Source organism: Microcoleus sp. Z1_B2, assembly GCF_036700325.1.
Taxonomy (GTDB): Bacteria; Cyanobacteriota; Cyanobacteriia; order Cyanobacteriales; family Microcoleaceae; genus Microcoleus.
On the sequence record NZ_JAUBOQ010000054.1, the window covers coordinates 1 to 23,333 of the forward strand.

Consider the following 23,333-nt stretch of genomic DNA (forward strand, 5'->3'; position numbering starts at 1 on the left):
AATGCAGTTCACGCTTCCGTTGACGCTCTACCTATTATCCTCTCTGGATAGCACTTTTACAAAATCGGGATGCTCCCCACTCTACCTCTCTATATTAGCTGCTATATATTCACCTATAGGCAATCAAACATTTTTTTTCCTCTAAGCTGTATCTCACCCCTAACTTGGACGATCGCCCGTAAAACCCCTGACCGATCGCGCTACAATTGTCAATCGGGATAAAAACGGCTGATTAGGAAAGTAGAGGAGTAGGTGCTATGGCTACAAGTCGTCGCATTGAGCGTGTAGCTTCAATGGTTAAACGGGAAGTCAGCCTGATGTTGCTGAATGGAATCAAGGACGATCGGGTAGGTGCCGGTATGGTTAGCGTTACCGATGTAATTGTTTCGGGAGACCTTCAGCATACAAAAATTTTTGTCAGCATCTACGGTACTGATGAGGCGAAGGCTGAAACTATGGAAGGTTTGAAATCTGCTACTAGCTACGTCCGCAACCAGTTGGGCCAACGATTGCAACTGCGCCGGACGCCGGAAGTGATTTTTCTGGAAGACCGTTCTTTGGAACGGGGCGATAAAATGTTGATACTGCTGAATCAGCTTTCTGCCGATCGCAAACCGGATACTTTAGATCCCGATGAAGAATTCGCTGAGGATGAAAGTCCCGATTGAAGCGAGAAGGAAGAAGGAAGAGGGGAAGAGAAGGAGATAGGGAAAATTCTCAATTCCCTGTTTTGCCGATTCCCGATTCCCAATTCCCGATTCCCAAATCTAAAATCTAAAATCTAAAATCTAAAATCTAAAATCGAATGATTGACAATCTTTCCTTGCCCGAACTGGTCGCCCAGATGTTCGTGGTGCGCGCTTCTGGCTGCTTGTTCGACCACCAAATTCGCTATCGGGAATGGGAACCAACTGCCAGCAAACTCCGCTATTATCTGGAAAATTTGGGCGTCGGTGGGGTGATTTTGGTCGGGGGAAGTGCTGCGGAGTTGGCAGTTCGATCGCACCAATTGCAGTCTTGGGCTAAGTTTCCGCTGTTGCTGGCGGCTGATATTGAAGAAGGTGTCGGCCAGCGGTTCGCGGGGGCGACTTGGTTCGGGCCGCCGATGGCGATTGCTGAAGTGGCCCGGCAGGATGCAGGTAAAGCCGATCGATATGCTGAACAAATGGGCGCTGTCACTGCGATCGAAGCTAGGGCGATCGGTCTCAATTGGATTCTCGCACCAGTGGTTGATGTTAACAACAATCCCGACAATCCTGTGATTAACGTCCGCGCTTTTGGCGAGACACCGGAAATTGTCGGGAAATTAGCCGCTGCTTTTATTCGCGGCGCAGGCCCGCACCCGGTTTTGACTACAGCTAAGCATTTTCCCGGCCACGGGGACACCGCGGTTGATTCTCACTTGGAATTGCCGGTTTTGCCGCATTCGCCAGCGAGATTGACTGAGGTTGAGTTGCCTTCTTTTGTTGAGGCGATGGCTGCTGGGGTCGATGCTGTGATGAGTGCTCACTTGCTGATTCCGGCTTGGGATGCCGAGTTTCCTGCTACTCTTTCTCGCAAAATTTTGATCGGGAAGCTGCGAGAAGAGTTGGGATTTGAAGGTTTGATTGTGACGGATGCTTTGGTGATGGGTGCGATCGCCAATAAGTACGGCGCTAATGAAGCTGCTGTTTTGGCTGCTGAGGCTGGTGCTGATGTTTTGCTGATGCCGCTTGACCCGGAAGGGGCGATTCTGGCTGTCTGCGAAGCTGTCACTCAAGGGCGGATTCCCATATCACAAATCCAGGAATCTGTCAAGCGAATTTGGAAAGCGAAAATAAAGGTGGGTTTGCCGATTTCTGACCCCCCCCAACCCCCCCTTGCTAAGGGGGGGAGCAAGAATCTACAATCGATCGACTCGATCGAGTCGATCGACTTAAGTTGGCTGGCAACTCCTGATGCCAGGGCAACTGCTGCCGATATTTTGCGAGATTCTTTGAAATTTGGCGGCAATCTACCTTTGCAGGTTGCAAAACCCGCAGAAAACCAGCTTTTGCGGAATTTGATTGTTGTAGATGATGTTTTGGGGTGCGAGTTTTTGGGCAACCACACTCCGGCGATCGCCCTTCCCGAACAGTTTGGTTACGAATTGCAACTGATTGACGATCGCACAGGGGCGATCGCTGAAAATACAGGTGCAGAGCATTTTTCTCCGACACTGCTGCAAATTTTCATTCGCGGCAATTGCTTCCGAGGCAGTGCTGGTTTGACCCAAGCAGCTCAAGATTGGTTTAAGAAATTATTAAAAACGGGAGAACTGCAAGCTGTGTTAATTTACGGCAGTCCCTACGTTTTAGAGCAATTTTTGCCACACTTGCCTCCGAGTCTTCCTTATGTATTTTGTTTTGGCCAGATGCCCACAGCGCAATCTCTCGTTCTAGAAGTGCTATTCGGCATTGACGCCACTGGTAATGATTGAGTTGCTTGCGGGAATTCTGAATCTTTCCTTTGCTGCTTGCTGCGTGAGGAGTTAAATTTATCAACCCGGTTTCTCGCGAGAAATTCTGCCTTTGGTGGCGAAGTATCCAGAAACCGGGAATTGGAGGCGGGTTCCTAAGTTCTCAATAGAGCTTTCCAGCAGATCCGCTTGCTACTGAGGAAAATGTGCTGCGTCTGAAAATCCCAAGACTGATCCCATCACTTACCGATCGTTCCTATAATTTTTTTAAATGGACGGCAGTGAATTGTATAGCTGTATACGGACAAAATTTAACTTCCATATTCCTAAGTTTGGACTATATTATTACCAGGGCCATAAAATTTTTTAGTAAAACATTGAGGGCGCATTATGATTCACTCCACTATTCCCCAAATCCAATACTCTTTAGATGTGATCCAAGATGAAGCGCGTCACCTTGTCCACGAGGGCGTGCTGAGCCGCCAACAGCCGATCTACACGCTTTGCCAATTCATTCCGCCTCGGGAATGGGCTTGTGTAGAGTGCGAATTAGAAAAATGCGACTTCTTGCTGCGCGATCGCATCGCCGACCTGATCGGTTCTGAAAAATGGGACAATGACTAAAGTTTGGTTCTGTTAAATTAAGTTGGCAAGTAAACTCCGGCTGTGTTAAAGACTCTTGATTCTTTAATACTGGGAATTTTCGGCGCGCAAATTTTCCAACTCGGCCCTTAGCGCTGCCATGTGTGCAGTTAATTCTTGAATCTCTAGCTTTACGTTAGACTGTACAACCGACTCGGGAGGAGCATCATTCGCTGCATCTGATTGCTTGGGCGAGACAGATTCACTGTCTGCATTCTCCCGATCGCCCGGTTGAGAGAAAATAGTATCTACAAAATTCCGGGCTTCTCGCTCAGTCATTTCTCCTTTTTCCAGCAGATCATCGGCTAGCTGACCAAAATCTGACTTCAGTTTGTCCAGATTTTCTTCTCGCTTCAAGGGATCTTGCAATGTCTCAATTAAAAAGGAAGTTGCACCTAAAGTTAGGTGAAATCCTGTTTGCAGCATTTGAGGCAGGTTGTCGGGATTCATCTAAAAATGCCGCTAGAACGTTTTTCTGAGTTTTTGGTTCGCTAGTTGCTCCCAAGTCGGGGCGCAAAGCCGCTTTTTAGCGCGAAGATGCTGGCGTTGTGGGTCGCGATCGCCCCGATTCAGGAAATATCAACTTTTGGGGGGAGGTTTTACCGTTGTGCCAATACTAATCGTATCATTACTGCGTAAATTAATAAATGTCAAGTGTAAATTTTTGTAACTACGAATCGAGACTTTCCCACTGGAAGGCTCAGTCTATTTTAGATTTTAGATTTTAGATTTTAGATTGAAGAGGACTTAGGCACGGCGACTAAAAAAACCCCGGTGGCTGATTACCCGTGCGTAAGTCATGTTCAAGCCCGTTAAGGATACAGCGCTTCACCGGTGGAAGGGTCAAATATAAATAGTCGATCGAAGTCAAGCTGTACCTTTAGCCGATCGCCCGATCGCAAGCGAACACTTGCAGGTATTTGTAACTGTACAGTAGTTTCAGCACTCAACAACGGCAAACTCGCCCGAATTAAAGTTTCTCGCCCCAGAGGTTCAACTACTTTTACCTCTACATCAAGGGGGACTTTTTCTAAGGCCCAAACATCGCTTTTCAAATCATCTTCTTCTACTGTTTGTGGCCTAAAGATTTCTATATTTTCTGGACGGATGCCCAAATCAAATCCTTGTCCTTCTCTCGCCTGCAATTTTTTCTGAATCGAGGGCGGACAGGCTAAAGATTGATCTCCTACTTGAAAGGAGTCGTTAGTATAAATTGCCGGCAAAATGTTCATGGCGGGATTGCCTAAAAATGTCGCAACCATGCGGTTAGCTGGTTTGGCGTAAATGCTTTGCGGGTCTCCAATTTGTTGAATTTTTCCCCCATTTAAGACTACAATCTTATCAGCTAAAGTCATCGCTTCCACTTGGTCGTGGGTGACGTAAATTGTGGTAATTCCCAGCCGTTGATGCAGTTGTTTGAGTTCTGCTCTAGTGTCGTCTCGCAGTTGAGCGTCGAGGTTAGAAAGCGGTTCATCTAAAAGAAATACTTTCGGTTCGCGGGCGATCGCCCTTCCCAGTGCTACCCGCTGCTGCTGTCCGCCTGATAGCTGTTTGGGCTTACGCTTGAGGAGGTGGTCGATCGAGAGCGATCGGGCTACTGTTTCGACTCGTTCTTGAATTTTAGTCGGGTCAACATTCCGCATCCGCAATCCAAATGCCAAGTTTTCTGCGACAGTCATGTGCGGATAAAGCGCGTAATTTTGAAACACCATTGCTACATCCCGCTGTCTCGCCGGAATGTTGTTAACTAAATTATCTCCGATGTAAAGATTACCGGAAGTGGCGGTTTCTAAACCTGCAATTGTCCGCATAATTGTGGATTTTCCGCAGCCGGAGGGCCCGACTAATACCCAAAATTCCCCGTCCGGGATTTTGAAGCTGATGTTTTCGATCGCGGTGACGTTTTGGTAGCGTCGGGTAATATTTTCTAAGCGAACATTTGCCATTTTTTGACTGTAATTGGTAATTGATAATTAGTGATTTTTACCTTCAGTGTTCAGCCTTCAGAAAACTGTTCTAATTCTAAAACTGTGCGGTCTAATTCTTCCACTATAGGCGTTAACTCAGCTTTGCGGAATGCTTCTACTAAAGAACGATAATACCAGAGAGAACCATCTTTGCCACCTTTGAAGCGTTCCCAAACAGTATCTCCTAATTGACGGGAATCTTTCAGGATCGATCGAGCATTATAAAGTTTATCAGCAGCCGAGACTAATCTGACTGAGGCAGAAGCTGTAGAAATGCGATCGATATAAGCTTGTTTTCGCTGTCCCCAAGGGGGTTTCGGCGTCTCGTCACTGTCGGTACAGCCGTCTACAATCGCTGTTACCGAAAGCATCCAGGATACCCGCCACGTGATTCATCCGTCCAGAAATAAAAAACCTGTATCTGATGAAACTTGCCGAACGTATTTATCTCGCGCAAGTCAATTCTTCAATCTAAAATCTAAAATCTAAAATCTAAAATCGATTGACGGTATCGCCAAAGCGGTGGCGGATGGCTTCGCGGGTGGTGGCGCCGCCTTGATCTTCGATCGCCGGAGTGAAGCAAAGCTGCGATCGCCTCATCTTCATTTGCCCCATATTCTAAAGCTATACTAGCAGTGCCCAACAAATGGGCAATGTAGGGAACGCCGGAACCTTTGCGAACTTGGGTAGCGTGCAATTCGGCCCCATAGGTGAGGGCTTCAGAAAAACGGTTTGAGAGAATCATGAAAGTCACCTTTCTGAATTGCTATGATATATAAATTGTCGGGCTAAGTTGAAAAGACAAAATCTACCAAGTTCAATCATGTCATCGAATGCGATCGAGAGCGATCGCTTGTAAAATTATAATCGTTAAAGAGATGTTTATAGCATGACAGCTACTATAATTATACCAAACAGTGGCGACCAAAACTCAGACCAAGAACTACCGCAAAAATTAGAAAATGTAGCAGAAATTCCGCCACAATCTGAGACTAAAAAAGTCATATCTCTCGAAAAGTTTTTAGTCAAGCCTCCTGATAGAATGGAATGGGTTGACGGCAACTTAGTTGAGAAAACAGGAATGACATTCAAGCACGGTCTCGCTCAAGCTAAATTATCTACATCCTGGAGAAATTACAAACATTCCAGCGGACAGGGAGGAGAAGTTGTTACAGAAGTCCTTTGCCGCACTAGCAAACAGGGTCGCCGTCCCGATGTTGCTTACATTACTCCTGAACTGCTGCCACAATCAGGCAATTTTACAGCCTTTTCCCAAAGTTTTCCTTTGATAGCGGAAGTTGCTTCTCCCGAAGATAGTGGCGAAGAGTTATTTGCCAAAGCTCAGGAATATTTGGAATCGGGATGTTTAGAAGTTTGGTTGCTGTTTCCTGAAGCTAGATTAATATTTGTCAATGCAGGGCAACGCTGGCGGTTGTTTAATGCCGATGAAGTTGTTAACACTCAAAGTGTGCTTGCAGGTTTTAGCGTAGCTGTGAGTGAATTGTTGGCTTGAGGAATTTGTTCAAACAAAATTATCAAAGATTCTGCAGTATTGATATAGTAGTACGCGGTGCAAAAAACGGTAAGCCATGACAGCCACAAATCTCGTCAATAAATTTGAGTACAAACCCCTATACAAACCAAATCAATTAATTTGCGGAACGGGGCAAACAGCCATTGTCAGCGGCTGGACAGTAAAAAGTGCGATCCTTTCCAAGGGCAGCGCTAACGGCAAAAAATTACAACCCAATGAATTTGCTGTCATCGGACAACTATACTCTCCTACTCGCGGCATCAACTTCTTAATTAGAAACTTGCTGTGCAATCCCCACGTCCGCTTTTTAGTAATTCTCAACGCTACCAAAGAAGACCGCAACTCCGGTGCCGCAGCGTGCCTAATCGACTTTTTTCGTAACGGCTTTGAAGCAGGCAAAAGCGATACAGGTAGAGATTGCTGGCTAATTAAATCTTCAATATTTGGCTACATTGATATTGAAATAGCAGCAGAAGCCTTAGAACTATTGCGTCATTCAATAGAATGGAAAGAAGCAAAGAACATAGCAGAAACAGTGACTTTTGTCAAGTGTTTTTCTGAAAAAGAATCTGTTGAACCCTGGGGAGAACCCGTAACTTTTCCGCTAGTCGAAATCGTCCCCACCGTACTCCCCGGCCAGAAATACGGACACAGAATCGAAGGCAAAACTATCGCCGAAACATGGGTAAAAATCATTCACCGAATTAAGACCACCGGCACCTTGCGGCCGACTGGTTACGACGGACAGTGGCAAGAATTAATCGACTTAATGGCAGTGATTACAGATGAACCTGCGGAGTTCTATTTTCCCGAACCGAATTACTTACCAATCGACCGCGATTTCCTCGAACAGTACAAACCGCAAATGCTGGAAGATGCCCCGTATAACGAAGGCATTAAATATACCTACGCACAGCGGATGCGGTCGTGGTTTGGACGAGATCAAATTGAAGAAGTTATTACCAAACTAATTAAGGAAATTGACGCGGCAAGTGCTGTAATTAGTCTGTGGGATGCAGGCGGAAATGTTAACAGAAGGGCTGACGGTTCCTCAGACCACCAGCACAGCGGCAGCCCTTGTTTAAATCACATTTGGGTGCGAGTTGTAGACGGTGAAATATCGCTAACCGCAACTCTCCGCAGTAACGATATGTTTGCGGCTTGGCCGGCTAATGCCATGGGTTTGCGGGCTTTGCAGCAGCACATTCGAGATGAAATTGCGAGGCGTTCCGATTATAATTTGACGATGGGCCCGTTGGTAACGCTGAGTCAATCGGCTCACTTGTATGACGATACCTTTGAAAATGCCGATCGACTAATTCAAACCCAATATGCTAAAATCTGCGAAGATCGAGACTTTTTCGATGCAGCAGGCAATTTTTTAGTTGAAGTAGCCGACAATCAAATAGTTGTCACGCAAACCACCCCCGGCAGTGGCGAAGTTGTCACCTGTTATTCTGGAAAAAACCCTCTCAAGTTAGTGCGAGAAATTTGTGCAGCTTCCCCGGCTATCAAAGGCGAGCATATTGGTTATTTGGGAATAGAATTGCAAAAGGCGGCCGAGTGTCTGAAAACCAGCAACCAATACATTCAGGATAGAAAATGAATCTAGAAGAAGAAAGACCGAATTGGGACGAATACTTCTTAATGTTAGCAAAATTGGCCGCTACTCGATCGACTTGTTTGGCTTTTCCTGTAGGCGCAGTGATAACTAAAAACAGGCAAGTTTTAGCAACGGGTTACAACGGTTCGCCGTCTGGTTCGGCACACTGTACTACTCAAGGCTTCTGCTATCCTGGTTTGAGTAGTTGCGACGCCAGTAAAACTTTGCCCTCAAGGGCGGTTCACGCGGAAGCAAATGCGATCGCCAAAGCTGCTAAACACGGTATATCTACTGCTGGGGCAAGTATTTACGTCACTTTAGAACCCTGCATCTATTGTTTGAAATTAGTCATTGCGGCGGGCATTAGAGAAGTGTTTTACGAAACGAGTTTTAACAGCGGAGAAAAAGCTGCTTTGAGAGATACTTTTATCAGTGAAGGTATTGTTGAGTTAAAACAAATTCAGCTATCTGAAGATACAGCAAAAAAGGCGGCTTTGTTTTTGTTGCATCCTACATCTGTTGCCAAAAAATTAGTATAGGATCAATCCTTCCCGTGGTTGTCGCAGCCACAGGAAATAACTGTGCTGTGTCCCTATAAATGATATTTATTTGCTGGCAATTTGTAGGGATACGGCAGTGCCGTATCCTAAATCCCGTGTGATACACAGGATATTATTTCCGGTCCCTAATACGGTAGGGGCGGGTTCACCAAAAATATCTGCCAATAATTGACAATCTCAAAAACCCGCCCTTTTAATCGCTCGATCAGACAGGATATGATATTTATTTTACCCTTTGCAAAGACACAGCACTGCCGTGTCTTTACAACAAATAGAGATGGCAATTAACCAAAAAACGGCCTGACAAATTATGAATACGGTGTAGTTCAATCAATCAAACTCATTCACCACTTGCAAATAGTCGATCGCCGCATCTATCCTCGAAGAATACTTAAAAGCAAACTGATCGAACCAATATCCCTCATCGGAATTCTTATCCAACTTTTTCAGCCAAACCTGAGCTTGCCTAACTTTCTGTCTGTGCGTTTGTACGTCCAACTCCGGCACCGCGACTTTTTCTGCTGGCTGCGGTTCCAGTGAAGCTACTTCCTGAGCTTGATTTTGTGCTTCGTGCTCAGCCTTAAGGGGTTGCTGTGAAGCCACTTCTTGAGCTTTATTTTGCGCTTCGTACTCAGCCTTAATTTGAGCTAAATCCTTGTCCAAAGGACTAGCATACAAATTTATATCTGATGTTTTAAATGTTGGATTTGCCGGCGCTTGTGCTTGCACCGGCGCCTGAGTTTTCAACTCAGCATTTTTTTGAGATGCTTGATACTCTGCCTTAAGTTCACCTAACAGGCGTTCGATAGATTCCATAACTTAAACCCCCTAAAAAATGCTGCTGGGCTAACTAGCCCAAATATAATCGCGTGAACTTCGCCCGCCTCCTCAATCAGTTATTGCATTCAGCAATACCTCTGTCAGGGTCATTCCTTCAATATCATCCATCGTGACAGTATCAACGATATCAAATTTAGCCCCGGCGCTTTGCAGTTCGTCATCCAATATTTTGAGAAACTTAGTAGCTTCCGGCGCATTTCCTACTTGAATGAAAGAAATCGCCAACTCTTCATCTCGATCGAGCTTCCGGGAAGCCTCTATAATCGTTTTCATCACTTCTTTGCGATCGTCCGGTTCGCCGTCCGTCACTACTAATATTGTTTCCCCATTTTGCTTAGTCTTACCGGATGCTTTGCGCTGAAAATAACTGTTCAAGGCGTCTTGCAGAACAGCCGCTAAATTCGTAGTTCCCGAAGGTTCGTTTTCTTGGAAAATTTGCACGACTTTAGCTGATGTTACGTTGTCGTAGCGCTTGAAGCGACCGGAAAACACATAAACTGTTATGCCATCAGGATCGAGTTCTTCGCATTTATTCGCCAATGCGATCGTCGATTCTTGCATGAGCGCCCACCGACTTTTACCGCCCATCTGGTCTTTTGTGTACATACTGCCGCTTTTGTCAATAATGATGGTATAATCGCGGTTCTGAAGCATAAGATTTTTCCTGTTAATTAAGTTCCAAAAATATCAAAACCAGCGAGCAGAAGCTGTTGAGCTTTAGTTGCTCGCTGCGTTTTTTAGTTGATTTGCGATCGCAAATACCGGAATTTAAGCTGCAACTAAAGCATCTTTAAGTGGCTTCCAGCTAAAAGCTCGATCGCCCCCCATCTCAACTGCTATTTTAACTCGCGGTTCTAACGTCGGCAAAACAGTCAAATACTCAATCTCCTGACTCGACAAAATCTGCCCTTCAATAATCCACAGCACCAGTCCTTTTGCTTTAGGTGGCAAATTGTCTAATTGAGTTTTCAACATCGGCGGCACGTAGTACGTATAACCCACAGCCCCTTCATTGCCAGTAGTTTTCTTGCCCAAATGCGGTGGCCGCACCCCGTGAACCCCCGTTAAATACATCGCCAAATCGCCCAAACCCCGCGCCGTAATCGTGTACCCACCGTAGCCCGCAGCCCTCAGCCTGCGGAGGTAGCGCCCCTCAAATCCTCCTTCTAAAGGAACGTACAGGGCCAGCGACCCCGACTTTTCCAAATCCCGAATCAGATCAGATCCTGTCGTAATCAGTCCCATAAATTGTGTTTCCTGCTGTATCAAAATTTGGTCGATCGCTGCTTGCGAGCTGGAAATATTATAAATCCTAAAGTTGAGGCGAAAAATTCTCATCGCGGCCTTGACAAACGGCAAACACTTCATGTACTATTGTGAATTGTCGCCGTCAAGGATACTGAGTGGTTTGCTGCTCAAGTCCTGGCACAAAAAAGCAAGACCGAGACAAAACTCGGAGATATAGTAGGTAAAAAGCCGCGAATCTCAACCCTTGCAAGACTTCCACAAGCTCGCTCCCAAATTTAAAACTCAAATTTTAAACACCGAGGAAGGCTGTTGGTTGATAACAGTTAATTGCAGGAACACTGAAATAAATGTTTCTGCACAAGAGCAAGCGGATTGACGTAAATTTCGCAATCCGAAACCTCTTGCGTAAATAAAAGGAAGAAAATCCGTGTCTGTAGGCATTCTTGGCACTAAACTAGGCATGACTCAAGTGTTTGACGACCAAGGGAGAGCCATCCCCGTCACCGTCATACAAGCAGGGCCTTGTACAGTAACTCAAATCAAAACCAAACAAACTGACGGCTACGGTGCCGTTCAAGTTGGATACAACGAAGTCAAACCAAAGGCTCTAAACAAGCCAGAACTAGGACACCTTGCCAAGTCGGGGGCGAATCCATTGCGCCACTTGCAGGAATACCGCTTGGAAGACACCAGTTCCTTTGAATTAGGTCAACAACTAAAAGCAGATACCTTTACACCGGGACAAATAGTAGATGTCATCGGTACAAGCATCGGTAAAGGTTTTGCAGGTTTTCAAAAGCGCCACAACTTTAAACGAGGCCCCATGTCTCACGGTTCCAAGAACCACCGCGAGCCTGGATCGATCGGACCTGGAACTACTCCTGGTCGCGTTTATCCTGGGAAAAGAATGGCAGGACGTATGGGCAACGTTCAAGTCACCGTCCGCAAACTAACAATTGTCCGGGTGGATACAGAGCAGAATTTGCTGCTAATTAAGGGAGCAGTTCCCGGCAAAGCTGGCGCCTTAGTCAATGTTGTGCCTGAGAAAAAAGTAGGACGTTAGTCAGTAGTCATTAGTCAGTAGTCAGCAGTCAGTAGATAGTGGTTGGTCGTTAGTAGCAAGCAATAACTAAGAACTAAAAGCTGAAAACTAAAACCCAAAACTAAGACCTGAAAACAGACAACAGACGACAGACAACAGACAACAGACAACTAACAACAGACAACTAACAACAGACAAAGGACAAAAGATATGGTTAATTGTGTAGTGCGAAATTGGCAAGGCGAAGAAGTTGGAGAAACAACTTTAGAACTGCGCGTAGCCAAAGAAGAAAATGCGTCTCACATCGTTCACAGAGCATTGACGCGGCAACTGAATAACGCTCGTCAAGGAAATGCTTGCACCAAAACTCGATCGGAAGTCAGAGGCGGTGGCCGCAAACCCTGGCGTCAAAAAGGCACCGGCCGAGCCAGAGCAGGTTCAATCCGTTCTCCGCTGTGGCGGGGCGGCGGTGTCATCTTCGGGCCAAAACCGAGAGACTTTGAAGTCAAAATGAACAAAAAGGAACGCCGTCTCGCTTTGCGGACAGCATTCCAAAGTCGCACCGAAGACATCATTGTGGTTGAAGAATTTGCAGAGCAATTTCCGAGACCGAAAAGCAAAGAATTGCTGAGTGCGATCGCCCGCTGGGGCATCGAACCCGATACAAAAGTTCTGTTAATCTTGCCAGAACCGCAACCAAACGTCTACTTATCCGGACGCAACATCGAATTAGTAAACGTCATCTTGGCAACCTCCCTGAATGTTTACGACGTTCTCGCGGCTGACAAAATTATCGTCACATCTACAGCCATAGCTAAAATTCAGGAGATTTACGGTGAGTAAAATCGACCCCCGCGACTACGCAGATTTGATCCAGCGTCCGATTCTCACCGAGAAAGCTACCCGAATGATGGAATTAAATCAATTCACATTCGACGTAGCTCCCAAAGCGACGAAGCCTCAAATCAAAGCTGCAATCGAAGAACTATTTAAGGTCAAAGTCATCGGCGTCAACACCCAAAACCCGCCGCGCAAAAAGCGTCGAGTTGGCAAATTCGTCGGCTTTAAACCTTGTTACAAGCGAGCAACCGTAACTCTGACCGACGGAGACTCGATCCGCAAACTCCTATTCCCAGAAGTCTAGACGATTTTGGATTTTAGATTTTAGATTTTAGATTTTAAATTGCGGTTAACTGGTGGAAATTATCGAACCAGAAAACTCGTAAGTTAACCAAATATCGCCAATCTTCAACCTAAAATCTAAAATCGATAAACGTCAAATCCAAAATCCAAAATCCAAAATCTAAAATAGATCGATTATGGGCATCCGTTCTTACCGACCTTATACCTCCAGCACCCGAGAACAAACCGTCTCGGACTTTGCTGAAATTACCAGATCAGAGCCAGAAAAGTCTCTAACCAGCAACAAGCACACCAAACAAGGCCGCAACAACCGAGGCGTCATTACCTGTCGCCACCGGGGAGGCGGTCACAAACGGCTGTATAGAGACATTGACTTCCGCCGCGACAAACACAGCATTCCCGCTACCGTCAAGGCGATCGAATATGACCCCAATCGCAACGCCCGCATCGCCCTCCTGTTCTACAAAGACGGCGAAAAACGGTACATCCTGCACCCGCTCAACTTAAACGTCGGTACAGTAATTGTCTCAGGCCCAGACGCGCCGATCGAAATCGGTAACGCCCTCCCCCTGAAGAACATTCCCCTCGGTACAAGCATCCACAACGTCGAGCTAGTACCCGGAAAAGGCGGACAAATCGTTCGCTCCGCCGGCTCCAGCGCTCAGCTAATGGCAAAAGAAGGTAGCTACGTCACCCTCAAACTGCCATCCGGCGAACAGCGCAAAGTCCGCGCCGACTGCTACGCCACCATCGGTCAAGTCGGCAACACAGACGCCAGAAACATCAGCTTGGGTAAAGCCGGCCGCACCCGCTGGAAAGGTCGCAGACCCACCGTTCGCGGTAGCGTCATGAACCCGGTAGACCACCCGCACGGCGGTGGCGAAGGCAGAGCTCCCATCGGACGTCCGGGGCCTGTCACTCCTTGGGGTAAACCAGCATTGGGTGCAAAAACTCGACGCAAAAACAAGCGCAGCGACGCTTTAATAGTCCGGCGCCGCCGCAAAGCTTCCAAACGCGGCAAGGGCGGCAGACAAAGCTAGTCATCAGTCAGCAGTCTTCAGTGCTTAGTTATTAACTGCTAACTAATGACTGAGGACTGATGACCAATGACTGCTGAAAGCTGACTAATGACTCCTGAATTACTAAAAAAATCATGTCTCGATCGCTAAAAAAAGGCCCCTTTGTCGCAGATCATCTGATGACAAAAATCGAAAAACTCAACGCCGCCGGCCAAAAACAAGTAATTAAAACTTGGTCGCGCTCTTCCACAATCCTGCCCCAAATGGTAGGTCACACGATCGCCGTTCACAACGGCAGACAGCACGTACCCGTCTACCTCACCGACCAAATGGTAGGTCACAAACTCGGAGAATTTTCCCCCACTCGCACCTTTAGAGGTCACGCGAAAAGTGGTGATAAAAAGGCAAAAAGATAGCCGAATTAGGTGACAGGTAATAGGTAATCGGACAAACTTTTTCCCAATTACCAATTACCTTTTTCCCAATTACCAATTACCAATTACCCAAATCGAAATGGTTATAGATACCACATCCGAAATTAAGGCGATCGCCCGTTACATCCGGACATCCCCCTTCAAAGTGCGCCGAGTCCTCGACCAAATTCGCGGCAAAAGCTACCAAGAAGCGCTGATTTTACTCGAATTCATGCCCTACCGCGCCTGCGAACCAATCGTCAAAGTTTTGCGATCGGCAGTAGCAAACGCCGAACACAACGCAGGATTGGATAAATCCAAGCTAGTAGTGTCTCAAGCTTACGCAGACCAAGGCCCAGTCCTCAAACGCTTTAGACCCCGCGCTCAAGGTCGCGCCTACCAAATCCGCAAGCCAACCTGTCACATTACCGTAGTAGTAGCTCCGCTCGTAGAAAACTAAACCAGGGAAAAACGTAAGAGGTAATAAACAGCTTAAAGTTGAAAAAAATGGGTAATCACCAATTACCAATTACCAATTACCAATTACCAATTACCAATTAACTCATCAACTATTATGGGCCAAAAAATACATCCAATTGGTTTTCGCCTCGGCATTACCCAAGAGCACCGCTCTCGCTGGTTTGCCGATCCCAAAAACTATCCAGAACTCTTGCAAGAAGACTATAAAATTCGCAAGTACGTTCGTAAAACCCTCAGCAATGCCGGTATTTCATCGGTCAAAATTGAGCGGAAAGCCGATCAAATCGACCTAGAAGTGTTCACCGCCAGACCAGGCGTTGTCGTAGGCCGCGGCGGAGCAGGCATCGAAACCTTGCGCGTCGGTTTGCAGCAGCAACTCGGTAGCAACCGCCAAATCCGCATCAACGTCGTCGAAGTCCAGCGAGTAGATGCCGATGCCACATTGATCGCAGAATACATCGCTCAGCAACTAGAACGGCGCGTATCCTTCCGCCGAGTAGTCCGCCAAGCAATCACCCGCGCCCAAAAAGTCGGCATCCAAGGCATCAAAATTCAAGTCAGCGGACGCCTCAACGGTGCAGAAATTGCCCGTACCGAATGGACGCGCGAAGGAAGAGTCCCCTTGCACACGCTGCGGGCCGACATCGACTACTCTTACTGCACTGCTCAAACCATCTACGGTATTCTGGGCATTAAAGTTTGGGTTTTCAAAGGTGAAATTATTCCCGGACAGGAACAAGAGGCAGCACCAAATGCCGCAGTGCCCCGTACCAAACAAAAGCGCCGCCGCCAGAACTTTGAAGATCGATCGAACGAAGGCTAGCTAATTGTTAACTGTTAGTTGTCACTTGTTAATTGTCAGTTGTTCCAAACCAATTAGCAATTAGCAATCACCAATTACCAATTACCAATTACCAATTACCCAACTCCCTTTCGCCATGTTAAGCCCTAAAAGAACCAAATTTCGCAAACAACAGCGCGGGCGAATGAGCGGTGTTGCCACCCGCGGCAACACAGTTAGCTTTGGCGACTTCGCGCTCCAAGCCGTCGAACCCGCCTGGATCACTTCCCGCCAAATAGAAGCCGGACGGCGCGCCATGACCCGCTATATCCGTCGGGGTGGCAAAATCTGGATTCGCATTTTTCCCGACAAACCAGTCACCCAGCGCGCAGCAGAAACCCGGATGGGTTCTGGTAAAGGCTCACCAGAGTTTTGGGTTGCCGTGGTCAAACCGGGCCGGGTAATGTTTGAAATTGGCGGCGTAAGTGAAGAAACTGCCCGCGAAGCAATGCGTTTGGCATCTTTCAAATTACCAATTAAAACCAAGTTCATCACTCGCGAAGAAGACCAGTCATAGCGAAGAGCGAAGGTAGAATTAGGTCTGTATTAATCAGCATTTTAAACGGCTACAGCATTTTAAAATCTGGCTTTCATAACTTTTCTTTCCTTCGACCTTCAGCCAAGCGAGACAATTCTGTCTTCTGTCATACCGCTCGCTAACGATAAAGCACACAATTATGTCTTTGACCAAGATTAAAGAAGCTAGAGAATTAAGCGATGCTGCAGTAGCAGAGCAAATTTTAGCCGTCAAGCGCCAACTAATGGAATTGCGGCTCCAGCAAGCTACCGGCCGCATGGAAAAGCCTCACCTGTTCAAGCACGCCAAACACCGGCTAGCTCAATTGATGACAGTTGAACGCGAGCGCCAAATCCTTGCTGAGAAAGAAGCTGCAGCAAAATCAGCCCCAGCTAAAGAAACAGCAGATTCTGCTCCCAGCCCAGAAGTCAGCCCAGAGTGAGCAGCAGCCTAGCCTCGGCTCGCACAGTAGCTAAAAACAAGTCAATTGCACAACAAAAATAGGTAGCTATGGCAATTAAAGAACGAGTTGGCGTAGTAGTCAGCGACAAGATGGATAAAACCGTCGTGGTAGCAATCGAAAACCGCTCCTCCCACACCAAATACGGCAAAATCGTAGTCCGCACCAAGCGGTACAAAGCTCACGACGAAGAAAATCAGTGCAAATCCGGCGATCGCGTCCGCATCACTGAAACTCGCCCACTGAGCAAAACCAAACGTTGGACGGTTGCTGAGATTTTTGGGACAAAAAACGGCTAAGAGTTAATTGCGATCTCGCGCTCGCCCGATCGGTACTTGATTAATCAATTAGCCGTCAACAGTCAACAGTTAACAGTCAACAGTTAACAGTCAACAGTTAACAGTCAACAATCACCATGATTCAACCCCAGACATACCTCAATGTCGCCGACAATAGCGGAGCCCGCAAACTGATGTGCATCCGCGTATTGGGAGGCGGCAACCGTCGCTACGGCGGAGTCGGCGATGTCATCATTGCCGTCGTCAAAGACGCCATCCCCAATATGGCCGTCAAAAAATCAGATGTCGTTCGGGCTGTCATTGTCAGAACCCGCAAAGGTTTGCGCCGCGACAGTGGCATGAGCATTCGTTTTGACGATAACGCCGCCGTTATTATCAACGTAGACGGCAACCCCAAAGGCACTCGCGTCTTCGGCCCCGTCGCCCGCGAACTGCGCGACAAAAACTTTACTAAAATCGTTTCCTTAGCCCCGGAGGTACTTTAAAATGTACGGAAAAAAGGGTAAACCAACTAGCGAGCCGCAGCGCTACAGAATGCACGTCAAAGCAGGCGACACCGTGCAAATAATTACTGGCAAAGAGAAAGGAAAAGTCGGAGAAATCTTAAAGACATATCCTAAAGTCAGCAAAGTAATTGTTAAAGGTGTAAACATCAGAACAAAGCACGTCAAGCCCCAGCAAGAGGGAGAGTCCGGGAAAATACTCACGTTTGAGGCTCCCATTCACAGCTCCAATGTCATGCACTATTCCGAAAAAGAAAAAATAGCTAGCCGCGTTTGCTATACATTTAGCGAAGACGGTCGGAAACTGCGACAGCTCAAAAAAACTGGAGAAATCATCGATAATTAGTCATTAGTCTTTAGTCATTAGTCATTAGACAAATGCTTTCCTGACAACAGTCAACGGACAACAGTCAACGGACAACTGACAACAGTCAACTGACAACTAATAATTCCCTGACCAAGCCCAGGGACAGTTAACGAAACACAAAAACTATGCCGGACAAACTCAAAGTTCTTTATCAAGGAAAAATCGTTCCCACACTGATGGATCAGTTTAAATATACTAATATCCATCAGGTTCCTAAACTCGTCAAAGTCACAGTGAACCGCGGTTTGGGAGAAGCATCTCAAAACGCTAAGGCACTGGATTCGTCGATCAACGAAATTGGCATCATCACCGGTCAAAAACCAGTGGTGACGCGGGCGAAAAAAGCGATCGCAGGCTTCAAAATCCGCAAAGGAGTACCCGTCGGCGTTATGGTGACGCTGCGCGGCGATCGGATGTACGATTTTCTCGATCGGCTGATCAACCTCGCACTTCCCCGCATCCGCGACTTCCGCGGCATCAGCCCCAAAAGCTTCGACGGGCGCGGCAACTACAGCTTGGGTCTGAGAGAACAGCTAATTTTTCCAGAAATAGAATATGACCGCATCGATCAAATTCGAGGCATGGACATTTCAATTATCACCACAGCAAACACCGACGAAGAAGGACGCGCCTTGCTTAAAGAAATGGGAATGCCGTTCCGGGACAACTAAGCACTAGAGTAAGAAGCAAAAGATGGCAGCTAACGATACCATAGCAGATATGTTGACGCGCATTCGCAATTCTTGCATGGCGCGCCACCAAACAACGCAAATTCCAGCTACAAAAATGACCCGCAGCATCGCCCAAGTCCTCAAAAGTGAAGGCTTCATCGGCGAATTTGAAGAAGCAGAAGCAGAAGGGGTCAAGCGACATTTAGTGCTTTCTCTAAAGTACAAAGGTAAAACTCGCAAGCCCATTATCACGGCACTTAAGCGAGTCAGCAAACCAGGACTGCGCGTTTACTCGAACCGTAAAGAATTGCCCAGAGTATTAGGCGGAATTGGCATTGCCATTATTTCCACCTCCAGCGGCATTATGACGGATAGAGAAGCTCGACGCCAAGGTTTGGGCGGTGAAGTGCTTTGTTATGTTTGGTAGTCATTAGTCATTAGTCATTAGTCACTGGTCGTTGGCAACAGACTCAAAAATCAATCACTAAGGACTAATAACTAAGCACTAATAATCAAGGACTAATAACTAAAAACAAAGGACCAAAAAACTATGTCGCGAATTGGCAAGCGTCCGATTAGCATCCCCACGAAAGTCACCGTCACCCTAGACGGTCAAAAAGTAGCCGTCAAAGGCCCTAAAGGTGAACTTTCCCGAGTTATCCCAGCCGAAATCCTCATGGGAATTGAAGGCGAGACTTTACTCGTTACCCGCCGAGACGAATCTCGCGTCGCCAGACAACTGCACGGCTTGTGCCGCACCCTCGTCGCCAACATGGTCGAAGGTGTATCAGAAGGTTTTCAGCGGCGTCTCGAAATTATCGGCACAGGTTATCGGGCACAGGTTCAAGGACGGAACCTGATTTTAAACGTCGGTTACAGCAAACCCGTTGAAATGCCCCCTCCAGAAGGCATCACAATGGCAGTTGAAGGCAACACCAACGTCATTGTCTCCGGCATTGACAAAGAACTCGTAGGCAATACAGCAGCCCGCATCCGCGCGGTGCGTCCGCCCGAAGTCTACAAGGGCAAAGGCATTCGCTACAGCGGCGAAGTTGTCCGGCGCAAAGCTGGTAAAACAGGCAAAACAGGTAAGAAGTAACAATGAAGCTTACTCGCAAAGAATCAGTCCAGCGCAGACACCGCCGTGTTCGGCGCAAGGTGTTCGGCACCGCCGAACGTCCCAGACTAGCGGTATTTCGCTCAGATCAGCACATCTACGCTCAAGTCATCGACGACACCGCCCAGCACACTTTGGCCTCCGCGTCAACCCTCGATCCCGAATTGAAGTCAACTCTCAGTTCTGGCGGCAACTGTTCCGCGAGCGTGCAAGTCGGTCAGTTGATTGCCAAACGCTGTTCCAGCGCTGGCATAGTCAAAGTCGTATTCGATCGCGGGGGCAACCTCTATCACGGTCGTGTCAAAGCCCTCGCAGAAGCAGCTCGCGAAGCGGGGTTAGACTTTTAGGAAGAAGGAAGAAGGAAGAAGGAAGAAGGAAGAAGGAAAAAAGAATATACAACAAAATTCTTAATTCCTAATTGTTAATTTCTCATTTCCAACTACCAGTTACTAATCCCCAATTCCCAAAGAACAAAACTATGGCAGAACAAAAAGAACAGCGCAACAAGAAAAAAAGCAGCAGCAACAACAAAGGGCGCGAAAAAGAATCCGAATGGCAAGAACGGGTTGTTCAGATTCGGCGCGTTACCAAAGTAGTCAAAGGTGGTAAAAAACTCAGCTTCCGCGCCATAGTCATTATCGGCAACGAACGCGGTCAAGTAGGAGTAGGAGTCGGCAAAGCTAGCGACGTAATCGGTGCCGTTAAAAAAGGCGTCGCTGACGGCAAAAAGCACCTAATTGAAGTCCCCCTCACCAAATCTAACTCCATCCCTCACCCCATCAACGGTGACGGTGGCGGAGCTAAAGTGATGATGCGGCCGGCCGCTCCAGGAACCGGGGTAATTGCAGGGGGAGCAGTGCGAACTGTTCTCGAACTAGCAGGAGTCCGCAACATCTTAGCCAAACAGCTAGGTTCTGGAAATCCCTTAAACAACGCCCGAGCCGCAGTCAATGCCCTCTCCACCCTCCGCACCTTGTCCGAAGTTGCTCAAGAGCGCGGAATTCCAGTAGAAAATCTCTACGGTTAGGGCACGCGAGAATGGGAAACTGTAAGTTTTGAGTGTTAAGTGCTTGCGGTGAAAATAAAAAAATCCGCAACTCAAAACTCACGCACTCAAAACTACTGCGTACCCCCTCTCTAAATACCAATTACCAATTACCAATTACTAAAACTATGAGATTGCAAGACGCCCGACCCAAAGCAGGCTCCCAAAAGCGCCCCCGACGCTTGGGCAGAGGTATTTCTGCCGGTCAAGGCGCGAGCTCCGGCAAAGGGATGCGCGGTCAAAAATCTAGAGCCGGTAGCGGCACTAGACCCGGTTTTGAAGGAGGTCAAAATCCTCTCTACCGCCGTCTCCCCAAGTTGAAAAGCTTCCCTCTAGTGAACCGGAAAGAGTACACTACCATTAATGTAAGTAAATTAGCATCGCTGCCAGCAAACACCGAAGTTACTCTCACCTCTCTGATCCAAGCAAAAATTGTCACCACAGACGACGGGCCGCTGAAAATCTTAGGAGATGGCGAACTGAATGTACCTTTGCAAGTGCGCGCCTCGGCTTTTACCGCAGGTGCTCGCACCAAAATTGAAGCTGCAGGCGGAAGTTGCGAATTAGTTGCGTGAAGATTTGAGGTTTGAGAGTCTGTCCAAATCTCAAATCCTCAAGCTTGCTATCAGAAAATGATTTAGTCGAAAATCCCAAATCTAAAATCCAAAATCGTAACTATGGACGTTAGTAGAGAGAAAGCGCCAACTGCACAAGAGACGTTCATGCAGATGGCTCAAGCTGCTGGTTTGCGAGGCCGCATCCTCGTAACCGTTGGCTTACTGATTTTAGTACGCCTGGGTGTCCACTTGCCAGTCCCCGGCATCGATCGAGTCGCCTTTGCCCAAAACGTCCAAAATAGCCCTTTAATTGGCTTTCTGGATTTGTTCTCAGGAGGCGGCTTGTCTGCTTTGGGGATTTTCGCGTTGGGGATTTTGCCCTACATTAATGCTTCAATTATTGTGCAACTTCTAACTGCGGCTCTGCCAAGCTTAGAAGACTTGCAAAAAAATGAAGGGGAAGCGGGGCGGCGCAAGATTTCTCAAATTACTCGCTACGTTTCATTGGGCTGGGCAATTCTGCAAAGTATTGGCATTGCGATTTGGGTCAGCCCTTTTGCTCAATCTCCAGCGCCTTTATTCATAGCAGAAACTGCTTTGGCTCTGACAGCCGGCTCAATGTTTGTGATGTGGATATCGGAAGTGGTGACGGAACGAGGTATCGGGAACGGAGCTTCGTTGTTGATTTTTATCAATATTGTGTCGGTATTGCCACGCTCTTTGGGACAAACTTTTGAATTGGCTCAAAGTGGGGACACGCAAGTTGTCGGCCGCGTAGTCGTTCTACTGCTGGTCTTTTTGGTGACGATTGTCGGGATTGTTTTTGTTCAGGAAGGTACTCGCCGCATTCCGATTATCTCTGCCCGGCGCCAAGTCGGCCGCAAAGTTTATCGGGAGAGCCGGAGTTATCTGCCCCTGCGCTTGAATCAAGGCGGAGTGATGCCGATTATTTTTGCATCTTCGGTGTTGATTGTGCCTTCTTTCCTCGCTCAGTCTCTCAATAACCCGTTTTTGGTTCAAGTTGCTAATGTTTTGAGTCCGAACGGCCCAGCCCCTTGGGCTTACGCGCTGTTTTATCTGACTTTGATTCTATTCTTCAGCTATTTCTACGCTTCGTTGATTGTCAACCCCGTAGATATGTCTCAGAACTTGAAAAAAATGGGCGCTAGCATTCCGGGAATTCGTCCGGGTCAGAAAACGAGTGATTATGTGGAGAAGGTTTTGAACCGTTTGACTTTCTTGGGAGCGATTTTTCTCGGTCTGGTGGCCATTGTACCAACTGCTGTAGAAAGCGCGATCGGAGTGCAAACTTTTAGAGGTTTTGGCGCAACTTCCCTACTGATTCTAGTAGGTGTCGCGATCGAAACTGCTAAGCAAATTCAAACTTACGTCATCTCCCAGAGATATGAAGGAATGGTGAAGTAATCGTAATGCAATTTATTTTCATGGGGCCTCCAGGGGCGGGAAAGGGAACTCAGGCTCAGATATTAGGCGCTCTCTGGAAAATACCCCACATTTCTACCGGCGAAATCCTGCGCGCCTGCGTGGTGGCGAAAACTGCCTTGGGTCTAAAGGCGCAAGCCTACATGGACAGGGGTGAGTTGGTTCCCGACCAATTGCTGATGGATATCGTGCAGGAACGCTTGAATGAACCGGACGCTAATGCGGGCTGGATTCTCGACGGCTTTCCCCGCACTGTTACCCAGGCAACTTTTTTAGACAAACTGCTGCACGAGCTTAGCGGTGCCGAGGGGAGTACATCGAACCCAAAGTGTGGTCTCAAAGCTGTTAATCTCGACGTTCCTGACGACATTTTGGTGTCTCGCCTGCTGTCGCGGGGCCGGCAGGATGACAATGAGGAGACGATCCGCCGTCGGTTGCAAGTTTATCGCGAGCAAACTGAGCCTTTGATTGATTTTTACAGCGGCCGTCAACAGTTAGTTGCGGTTGATGGCGATCAAGCAATGGAATTAGTCACCGCAGAACTGCAACAATCTCTCTCGATCGACTCTTGAACCCTCTCAATAC

Annotated in this window: 32 protein-coding genes and 1 pseudogene; 26 read left to right on the plus strand and 7 right to left on the minus strand. The window is 47.4% G+C overall.

The genetic code is table 11. The features are described 5' to 3' along the window. Positions 1–257 precede the first annotated feature (257 nt). From rbfA to QT984_RS24805, 3 genes are all read left to right on the plus strand, one after another. On the plus strand, positions 258–668 hold the full coding sequence (rbfA, locus tag QT984_RS24795) for a 30S ribosome-binding factor RbfA (protein ID WP_333057776.1): 411 nt from the start codon (positions 258–260) through the stop codon (positions 666–668). Between the two features lie 137 nt (positions 669–805). Continuing rightward, complete coding sequence (locus QT984_RS24800; RefSeq protein WP_333057777.1) at positions 806–2,458, plus strand: glycoside hydrolase family 3 N-terminal domain-containing protein; 1,653 nt, start codon at positions 806–808, stop codon at positions 2,456–2,458. 369 nt (positions 2,459–2,827) lie between these two features. Continuing rightward, complete coding sequence (locus QT984_RS24805) at positions 2,828–3,061, plus strand: DUF4327 family protein (RefSeq protein WP_333057778.1); 234 nt, start codon at positions 2,828–2,830, stop codon at positions 3,059–3,061. 63 nt (positions 3,062–3,124) lie between these two features. Here QT984_RS24805 and QT984_RS24810 read toward each other — a convergent pair whose 3' ends face one another. From QT984_RS24810 to QT984_RS24825, 4 genes and pseudogenes are all read right to left on the minus strand, one after another. Continuing rightward, positions 3,125–3,529, minus strand: a complete 405-nt coding sequence (locus QT984_RS24810; RefSeq protein ID WP_333057779.1) for a hypothetical protein — start codon at positions 3,527–3,529, stop codon at positions 3,125–3,127. Positions 3,530–3,891: 362 nt separating this feature from the next. Continuing rightward, the gene (locus QT984_RS24815; protein ID WP_333057780.1) at positions 3,892–5,025 is read right to left on the minus strand and encodes an ABC transporter ATP-binding protein; all 1,134 of its coding nucleotides are present in this window, start codon (positions 5,023–5,025) and stop codon (positions 3,892–3,894) included. Positions 5,026–5,075: 50 nt separating this feature from the next. Continuing rightward, complete coding sequence (locus tag QT984_RS24820) at positions 5,076–5,417, minus strand: hypothetical protein (RefSeq protein ID WP_445243067.1); 342 nt, start codon at positions 5,415–5,417, stop codon at positions 5,076–5,078. A gap of 136 nt (positions 5,418–5,553) precedes the next feature. Beyond that, a pseudogene (locus QT984_RS24825) lies at positions 5,554–5,791 on the minus strand (HD domain-containing protein); the annotation flags it as partial. 144 nt (positions 5,792–5,935) lie between these two features. Here QT984_RS24825 and QT984_RS24830 point away from each other — a divergent pair. The 3 genes from QT984_RS24830 to QT984_RS24840 all read left to right on the plus strand — a co-directional run bounded on the left by QT984_RS24830 (position 5,936) and on the right by QT984_RS24840 (position 8,722). Continuing rightward, entirely contained in the window at positions 5,936–6,559 is a 624-nt protein-coding gene (locus tag QT984_RS24830; RefSeq protein WP_333057781.1) for a Uma2 family endonuclease, read from the plus strand. Positions 6,560–6,635: 76 nt separating this feature from the next. After that, complete coding sequence (locus QT984_RS24835; RefSeq protein WP_333057782.1) at positions 6,636–8,186, plus strand: thymidylate synthase; 1,551 nt, start codon at positions 6,636–6,638, stop codon at positions 8,184–8,186. Beyond that, on the plus strand, positions 8,183–8,722 hold the full coding sequence (locus QT984_RS24840) for a dCMP deaminase family protein (RefSeq protein ID WP_333057783.1): 540 nt from the start codon (positions 8,183–8,185) through the stop codon (positions 8,720–8,722). The genes QT984_RS24835 and QT984_RS24840 overlap by 4 nt, the downstream gene beginning before the upstream one ends. A 351-nt stretch (positions 8,723–9,073) precedes the next feature. On the opposite strand, the gene QT984_RS24845 is transcribed toward QT984_RS24840, so the two are convergent. From QT984_RS24845 to QT984_RS24855, 3 genes are all read right to left on the minus strand, one after another. Continuing rightward, positions 9,074–9,559 (minus strand): salt stress protein, Slr1339 family, encoded by a 486-nt coding sequence (locus QT984_RS24845; protein WP_333209328.1) that lies wholly within the window; start codon positions 9,557–9,559, stop codon positions 9,074–9,076. 72 nt (positions 9,560–9,631) lie between these two features. After that, complete coding sequence (locus QT984_RS24850; protein ID WP_333057785.1) at positions 9,632–10,237, minus strand: VWA domain-containing protein; 606 nt, start codon at positions 10,235–10,237, stop codon at positions 9,632–9,634. Positions 10,238–10,351: 114 nt separating this feature from the next. Next, the gene (locus QT984_RS24855) at positions 10,352–10,828 is read right to left on the minus strand and encodes an NAD(P)H-quinone oxidoreductase subunit N (RefSeq protein WP_333239162.1); all 477 of its coding nucleotides are present in this window, start codon (positions 10,826–10,828) and stop codon (positions 10,352–10,354) included. Positions 10,829–11,258: 430 nt separating this feature from the next. Here QT984_RS24855 and rplC point away from each other — a divergent pair, with 430 nt between their 5' ends. From rplC to QT984_RS24955, 20 genes are all read left to right on the plus strand, one after another. After that, positions 11,259–11,894: a 50S ribosomal protein L3 gene (gene rplC / locus QT984_RS24860; protein ID WP_190657996.1), complete on the plus strand. Its 636-nt coding sequence runs from the start codon at positions 11,259–11,261 to the stop codon at positions 11,892–11,894. A 189-nt stretch (positions 11,895–12,083) separates the two neighbouring features. After that, the gene (rplD, locus tag QT984_RS24865; protein ID WP_190657994.1) at positions 12,084–12,716 is read left to right on the plus strand and encodes a 50S ribosomal protein L4; all 633 of its coding nucleotides are present in this window, start codon (positions 12,084–12,086) and stop codon (positions 12,714–12,716) included. Beyond that, positions 12,709–13,017, plus strand: a complete 309-nt coding sequence (locus tag QT984_RS24870) for a 50S ribosomal protein L23 (protein ID WP_006634999.1) — start codon at positions 12,709–12,711, stop codon at positions 13,015–13,017. The genes rplD and QT984_RS24870 overlap by 8 nt, the downstream gene beginning before the upstream one ends. A gap of 175 nt (positions 13,018–13,192) precedes the next feature. After that, a complete protein-coding gene (rplB, locus tag QT984_RS24875; RefSeq protein ID WP_333057787.1) occupies positions 13,193–14,056 on the plus strand; it encodes a 50S ribosomal protein L2 in 864 nt (287 codons plus the stop codon). Positions 14,057–14,169: 113 nt separating this feature from the next. Then, positions 14,170–14,451, plus strand: a complete 282-nt coding sequence (rpsS, locus tag QT984_RS24880; protein WP_041623488.1) for a 30S ribosomal protein S19 — start codon at positions 14,170–14,172, stop codon at positions 14,449–14,451. 97 nt (positions 14,452–14,548) lie between these two features. Continuing rightward, a complete protein-coding gene (rplV, locus tag QT984_RS24885) occupies positions 14,549–14,908 on the plus strand; it encodes a 50S ribosomal protein L22 (RefSeq protein WP_006634996.1) in 360 nt (119 codons plus the stop codon). Between the two features lie 114 nt (positions 14,909–15,022). After that, positions 15,023–15,751, plus strand: coding sequence for a 30S ribosomal protein S3 (gene rpsC, locus QT984_RS24890; RefSeq protein ID WP_006634995.1), 729 nt, complete (start codon positions 15,023–15,025; stop codon positions 15,749–15,751). 115 nt (positions 15,752–15,866) lie between these two features. Beyond that, entirely contained in the window at positions 15,867–16,286 is a 420-nt protein-coding gene (gene rplP / locus QT984_RS24895; protein ID WP_333057788.1) for a 50S ribosomal protein L16, read from the plus strand. A 160-nt stretch (positions 16,287–16,446) separates the two neighbouring features. Further along, complete coding sequence (gene rpmC / locus QT984_RS24900) at positions 16,447–16,728, plus strand: 50S ribosomal protein L29 (RefSeq protein ID WP_333057789.1); 282 nt, start codon at positions 16,447–16,449, stop codon at positions 16,726–16,728. Positions 16,729–16,796: 68 nt separating this feature from the next. After that, positions 16,797–17,045, plus strand: a complete 249-nt coding sequence (gene rpsQ / locus QT984_RS24905) for a 30S ribosomal protein S17 (protein ID WP_006634992.1) — start codon at positions 16,797–16,799, stop codon at positions 17,043–17,045. A gap of 116 nt (positions 17,046–17,161) precedes the next feature. Continuing rightward, entirely contained in the window at positions 17,162–17,530 is a 369-nt protein-coding gene (rplN, locus tag QT984_RS24910) for a 50S ribosomal protein L14 (protein WP_006634991.1), read from the plus strand. Position 17,531: 1 nt separating this feature from the next. Further along, positions 17,532–17,894 carry a 50S ribosomal protein L24 gene (rplX, locus tag QT984_RS24915; RefSeq protein ID WP_333057790.1) on the plus strand — a complete coding sequence of 121 codons (363 nt, stop codon included), beginning with the start codon at positions 17,532–17,534 and terminating at the stop codon, positions 17,892–17,894. A gap of 146 nt (positions 17,895–18,040) precedes the next feature. After that, positions 18,041–18,586 (plus strand): 50S ribosomal protein L5, encoded by a 546-nt coding sequence (rplE, locus tag QT984_RS24920; protein ID WP_006634989.1) that lies wholly within the window; start codon positions 18,041–18,043, stop codon positions 18,584–18,586. A gap of 22 nt (positions 18,587–18,608) precedes the next feature. Next, entirely contained in the window at positions 18,609–19,013 is a 405-nt protein-coding gene (rpsH, locus tag QT984_RS24925; protein WP_190657976.1) for a 30S ribosomal protein S8, read from the plus strand. Between the two features lie 123 nt (positions 19,014–19,136). Continuing rightward, a complete protein-coding gene (gene rplF / locus QT984_RS24930) occupies positions 19,137–19,685 on the plus strand; it encodes a 50S ribosomal protein L6 (protein WP_333057791.1) in 549 nt (182 codons plus the stop codon). Positions 19,686–19,687: 2 nt separating this feature from the next. Next, positions 19,688–20,050, plus strand: coding sequence for a 50S ribosomal protein L18 (gene rplR, locus QT984_RS24935; protein ID WP_333057792.1), 363 nt, complete (start codon positions 19,688–19,690; stop codon positions 20,048–20,050). A gap of 131 nt (positions 20,051–20,181) precedes the next feature. Further along, the gene (rpsE, locus tag QT984_RS24940; RefSeq protein WP_190745441.1) at positions 20,182–20,730 is read left to right on the plus strand and encodes a 30S ribosomal protein S5; all 549 of its coding nucleotides are present in this window, start codon (positions 20,182–20,184) and stop codon (positions 20,728–20,730) included. A gap of 146 nt (positions 20,731–20,876) precedes the next feature. Beyond that, entirely contained in the window at positions 20,877–21,323 is a 447-nt protein-coding gene (gene rplO, locus QT984_RS24945; RefSeq protein ID WP_006634984.1) for a 50S ribosomal protein L15, read from the plus strand. Between the two features lie 102 nt (positions 21,324–21,425). Continuing rightward, a complete protein-coding gene (gene secY, locus QT984_RS24950; protein ID WP_333057793.1) occupies positions 21,426–22,730 on the plus strand; it encodes a preprotein translocase subunit SecY in 1,305 nt (434 codons plus the stop codon). 5 nt (positions 22,731–22,735) lie between these two features. Then, positions 22,736–23,320, plus strand: a complete 585-nt coding sequence (locus tag QT984_RS24955; RefSeq protein WP_333057794.1) for an adenylate kinase — start codon at positions 22,736–22,738, stop codon at positions 23,318–23,320. Positions 23,321–23,333: the final 13 nt, after the last annotated feature.

Excerpts from the sequence above, each read along its gene's own strand:
- rplR (WP_333057792.1), top strand. The coding sequence starts at position 19,688 with ATGAAGCTTACTCGCAAAGAATCAGTCCAGCGCAGACACCGCCGTGTT.
- QT984_RS24835 (WP_333057782.1), top strand. The coding sequence starts at position 6,636 with ATGACAGCCACAAATCTCGTCAATAAATTTGAGTACAAACCCCTATAC.
- rplB (WP_333057787.1), top strand. The coding sequence starts at position 13,193 with ATGGGCATCCGTTCTTACCGACCTTATACCTCCAGCACCCGAGAACAA.
- QT984_RS24955 (WP_333057794.1), top strand. The coding sequence starts at position 22,736 with ATGCAATTTATTTTCATGGGGCCTCCAGGGGCGGGAAAGGGAACTCAG.
- QT984_RS24820 (WP_445243067.1), bottom strand. The coding sequence starts at position 5,417 with ATGCTTTCGGTAACAGCGATTGTAGACGGCTGTACCGACAGTGACGAG.
- rplD (WP_190657994.1), top strand. The coding sequence starts at position 12,084 with ATGGTTAATTGTGTAGTGCGAAATTGGCAAGGCGAAGAAGTTGGAGAA.
- rpsQ (WP_006634992.1), top strand. The coding sequence starts at position 16,797 with ATGGCAATTAAAGAACGAGTTGGCGTAGTAGTCAGCGACAAGATGGAT.
- QT984_RS24810 (WP_333057779.1), bottom strand. The coding sequence starts at position 3,529 with ATGAATCCCGACAACCTGCCTCAAATGCTGCAAACAGGATTTCACCTA.
- rbfA (WP_333057776.1), top strand. The coding sequence starts at position 258 with ATGGCTACAAGTCGTCGCATTGAGCGTGTAGCTTCAATGGTTAAACGG.
- QT984_RS24800 (WP_333057777.1), top strand. The coding sequence starts at position 806 with ATGATTGACAATCTTTCCTTGCCCGAACTGGTCGCCCAGATGTTCGTG.
- QT984_RS24805 (WP_333057778.1), top strand. The coding sequence starts at position 2,828 with ATGATTCACTCCACTATTCCCCAAATCCAATACTCTTTAGATGTGATC.
- rplE (WP_006634989.1), top strand. The coding sequence starts at position 18,041 with ATGCCGGACAAACTCAAAGTTCTTTATCAAGGAAAAATCGTTCCCACA.
- QT984_RS24845 (WP_333209328.1), bottom strand. The coding sequence starts at position 9,559 with ATGGAATCTATCGAACGCCTGTTAGGTGAACTTAAGGCAGAGTATCAA.
- QT984_RS24840 (WP_333057783.1), top strand. The coding sequence starts at position 8,183 with ATGAATCTAGAAGAAGAAAGACCGAATTGGGACGAATACTTCTTAATG.
- rpmC (WP_333057789.1), top strand. The coding sequence starts at position 16,447 with ATGTCTTTGACCAAGATTAAAGAAGCTAGAGAATTAAGCGATGCTGCA.
- rpsS (WP_041623488.1), top strand. The coding sequence starts at position 14,170 with ATGTCTCGATCGCTAAAAAAAGGCCCCTTTGTCGCAGATCATCTGATG.
- rplN (WP_006634991.1), top strand. The coding sequence starts at position 17,162 with ATGATTCAACCCCAGACATACCTCAATGTCGCCGACAATAGCGGAGCC.
- rplO (WP_006634984.1), top strand. The coding sequence starts at position 20,877 with ATGAGATTGCAAGACGCCCGACCCAAAGCAGGCTCCCAAAAGCGCCCC.
- secY (WP_333057793.1), top strand. The coding sequence starts at position 21,426 with ATGGACGTTAGTAGAGAGAAAGCGCCAACTGCACAAGAGACGTTCATG.
- rpsC (WP_006634995.1), top strand. The coding sequence starts at position 15,023 with ATGGGCCAAAAAATACATCCAATTGGTTTTCGCCTCGGCATTACCCAA.
- rplV (WP_006634996.1), top strand. The coding sequence starts at position 14,549 with ATGGTTATAGATACCACATCCGAAATTAAGGCGATCGCCCGTTACATC.
- rplX (WP_333057790.1), top strand. The coding sequence starts at position 17,532 with ATGTACGGAAAAAAGGGTAAACCAACTAGCGAGCCGCAGCGCTACAGA.
- QT984_RS24830 (WP_333057781.1), top strand. The coding sequence starts at position 5,936 with ATGACAGCTACTATAATTATACCAAACAGTGGCGACCAAAACTCAGAC.
- rpsE (WP_190745441.1), top strand. The coding sequence starts at position 20,182 with ATGGCAGAACAAAAAGAACAGCGCAACAAGAAAAAAAGCAGCAGCAAC.
- QT984_RS24815 (WP_333057780.1), bottom strand. The coding sequence starts at position 5,025 with ATGGCAAATGTTCGCTTAGAAAATATTACCCGACGCTACCAAAACGTC.
- rplF (WP_333057791.1), top strand. The coding sequence starts at position 19,137 with ATGTCGCGAATTGGCAAGCGTCCGATTAGCATCCCCACGAAAGTCACC.
- QT984_RS24850 (WP_333057785.1), bottom strand. The coding sequence starts at position 10,237 with ATGCTTCAGAACCGCGATTATACCATCATTATTGACAAAAGCGGCAGT.
- QT984_RS24855 (WP_333239162.1), bottom strand. The coding sequence starts at position 10,828 with ATGGGACTGATTACGACAGGATCTGATCTGATTCGGGATTTGGAAAAG.
- rplP (WP_333057788.1), top strand. The coding sequence starts at position 15,867 with ATGTTAAGCCCTAAAAGAACCAAATTTCGCAAACAACAGCGCGGGCGA.
- rpsH (WP_190657976.1), top strand. The coding sequence starts at position 18,609 with ATGGCAGCTAACGATACCATAGCAGATATGTTGACGCGCATTCGCAAT.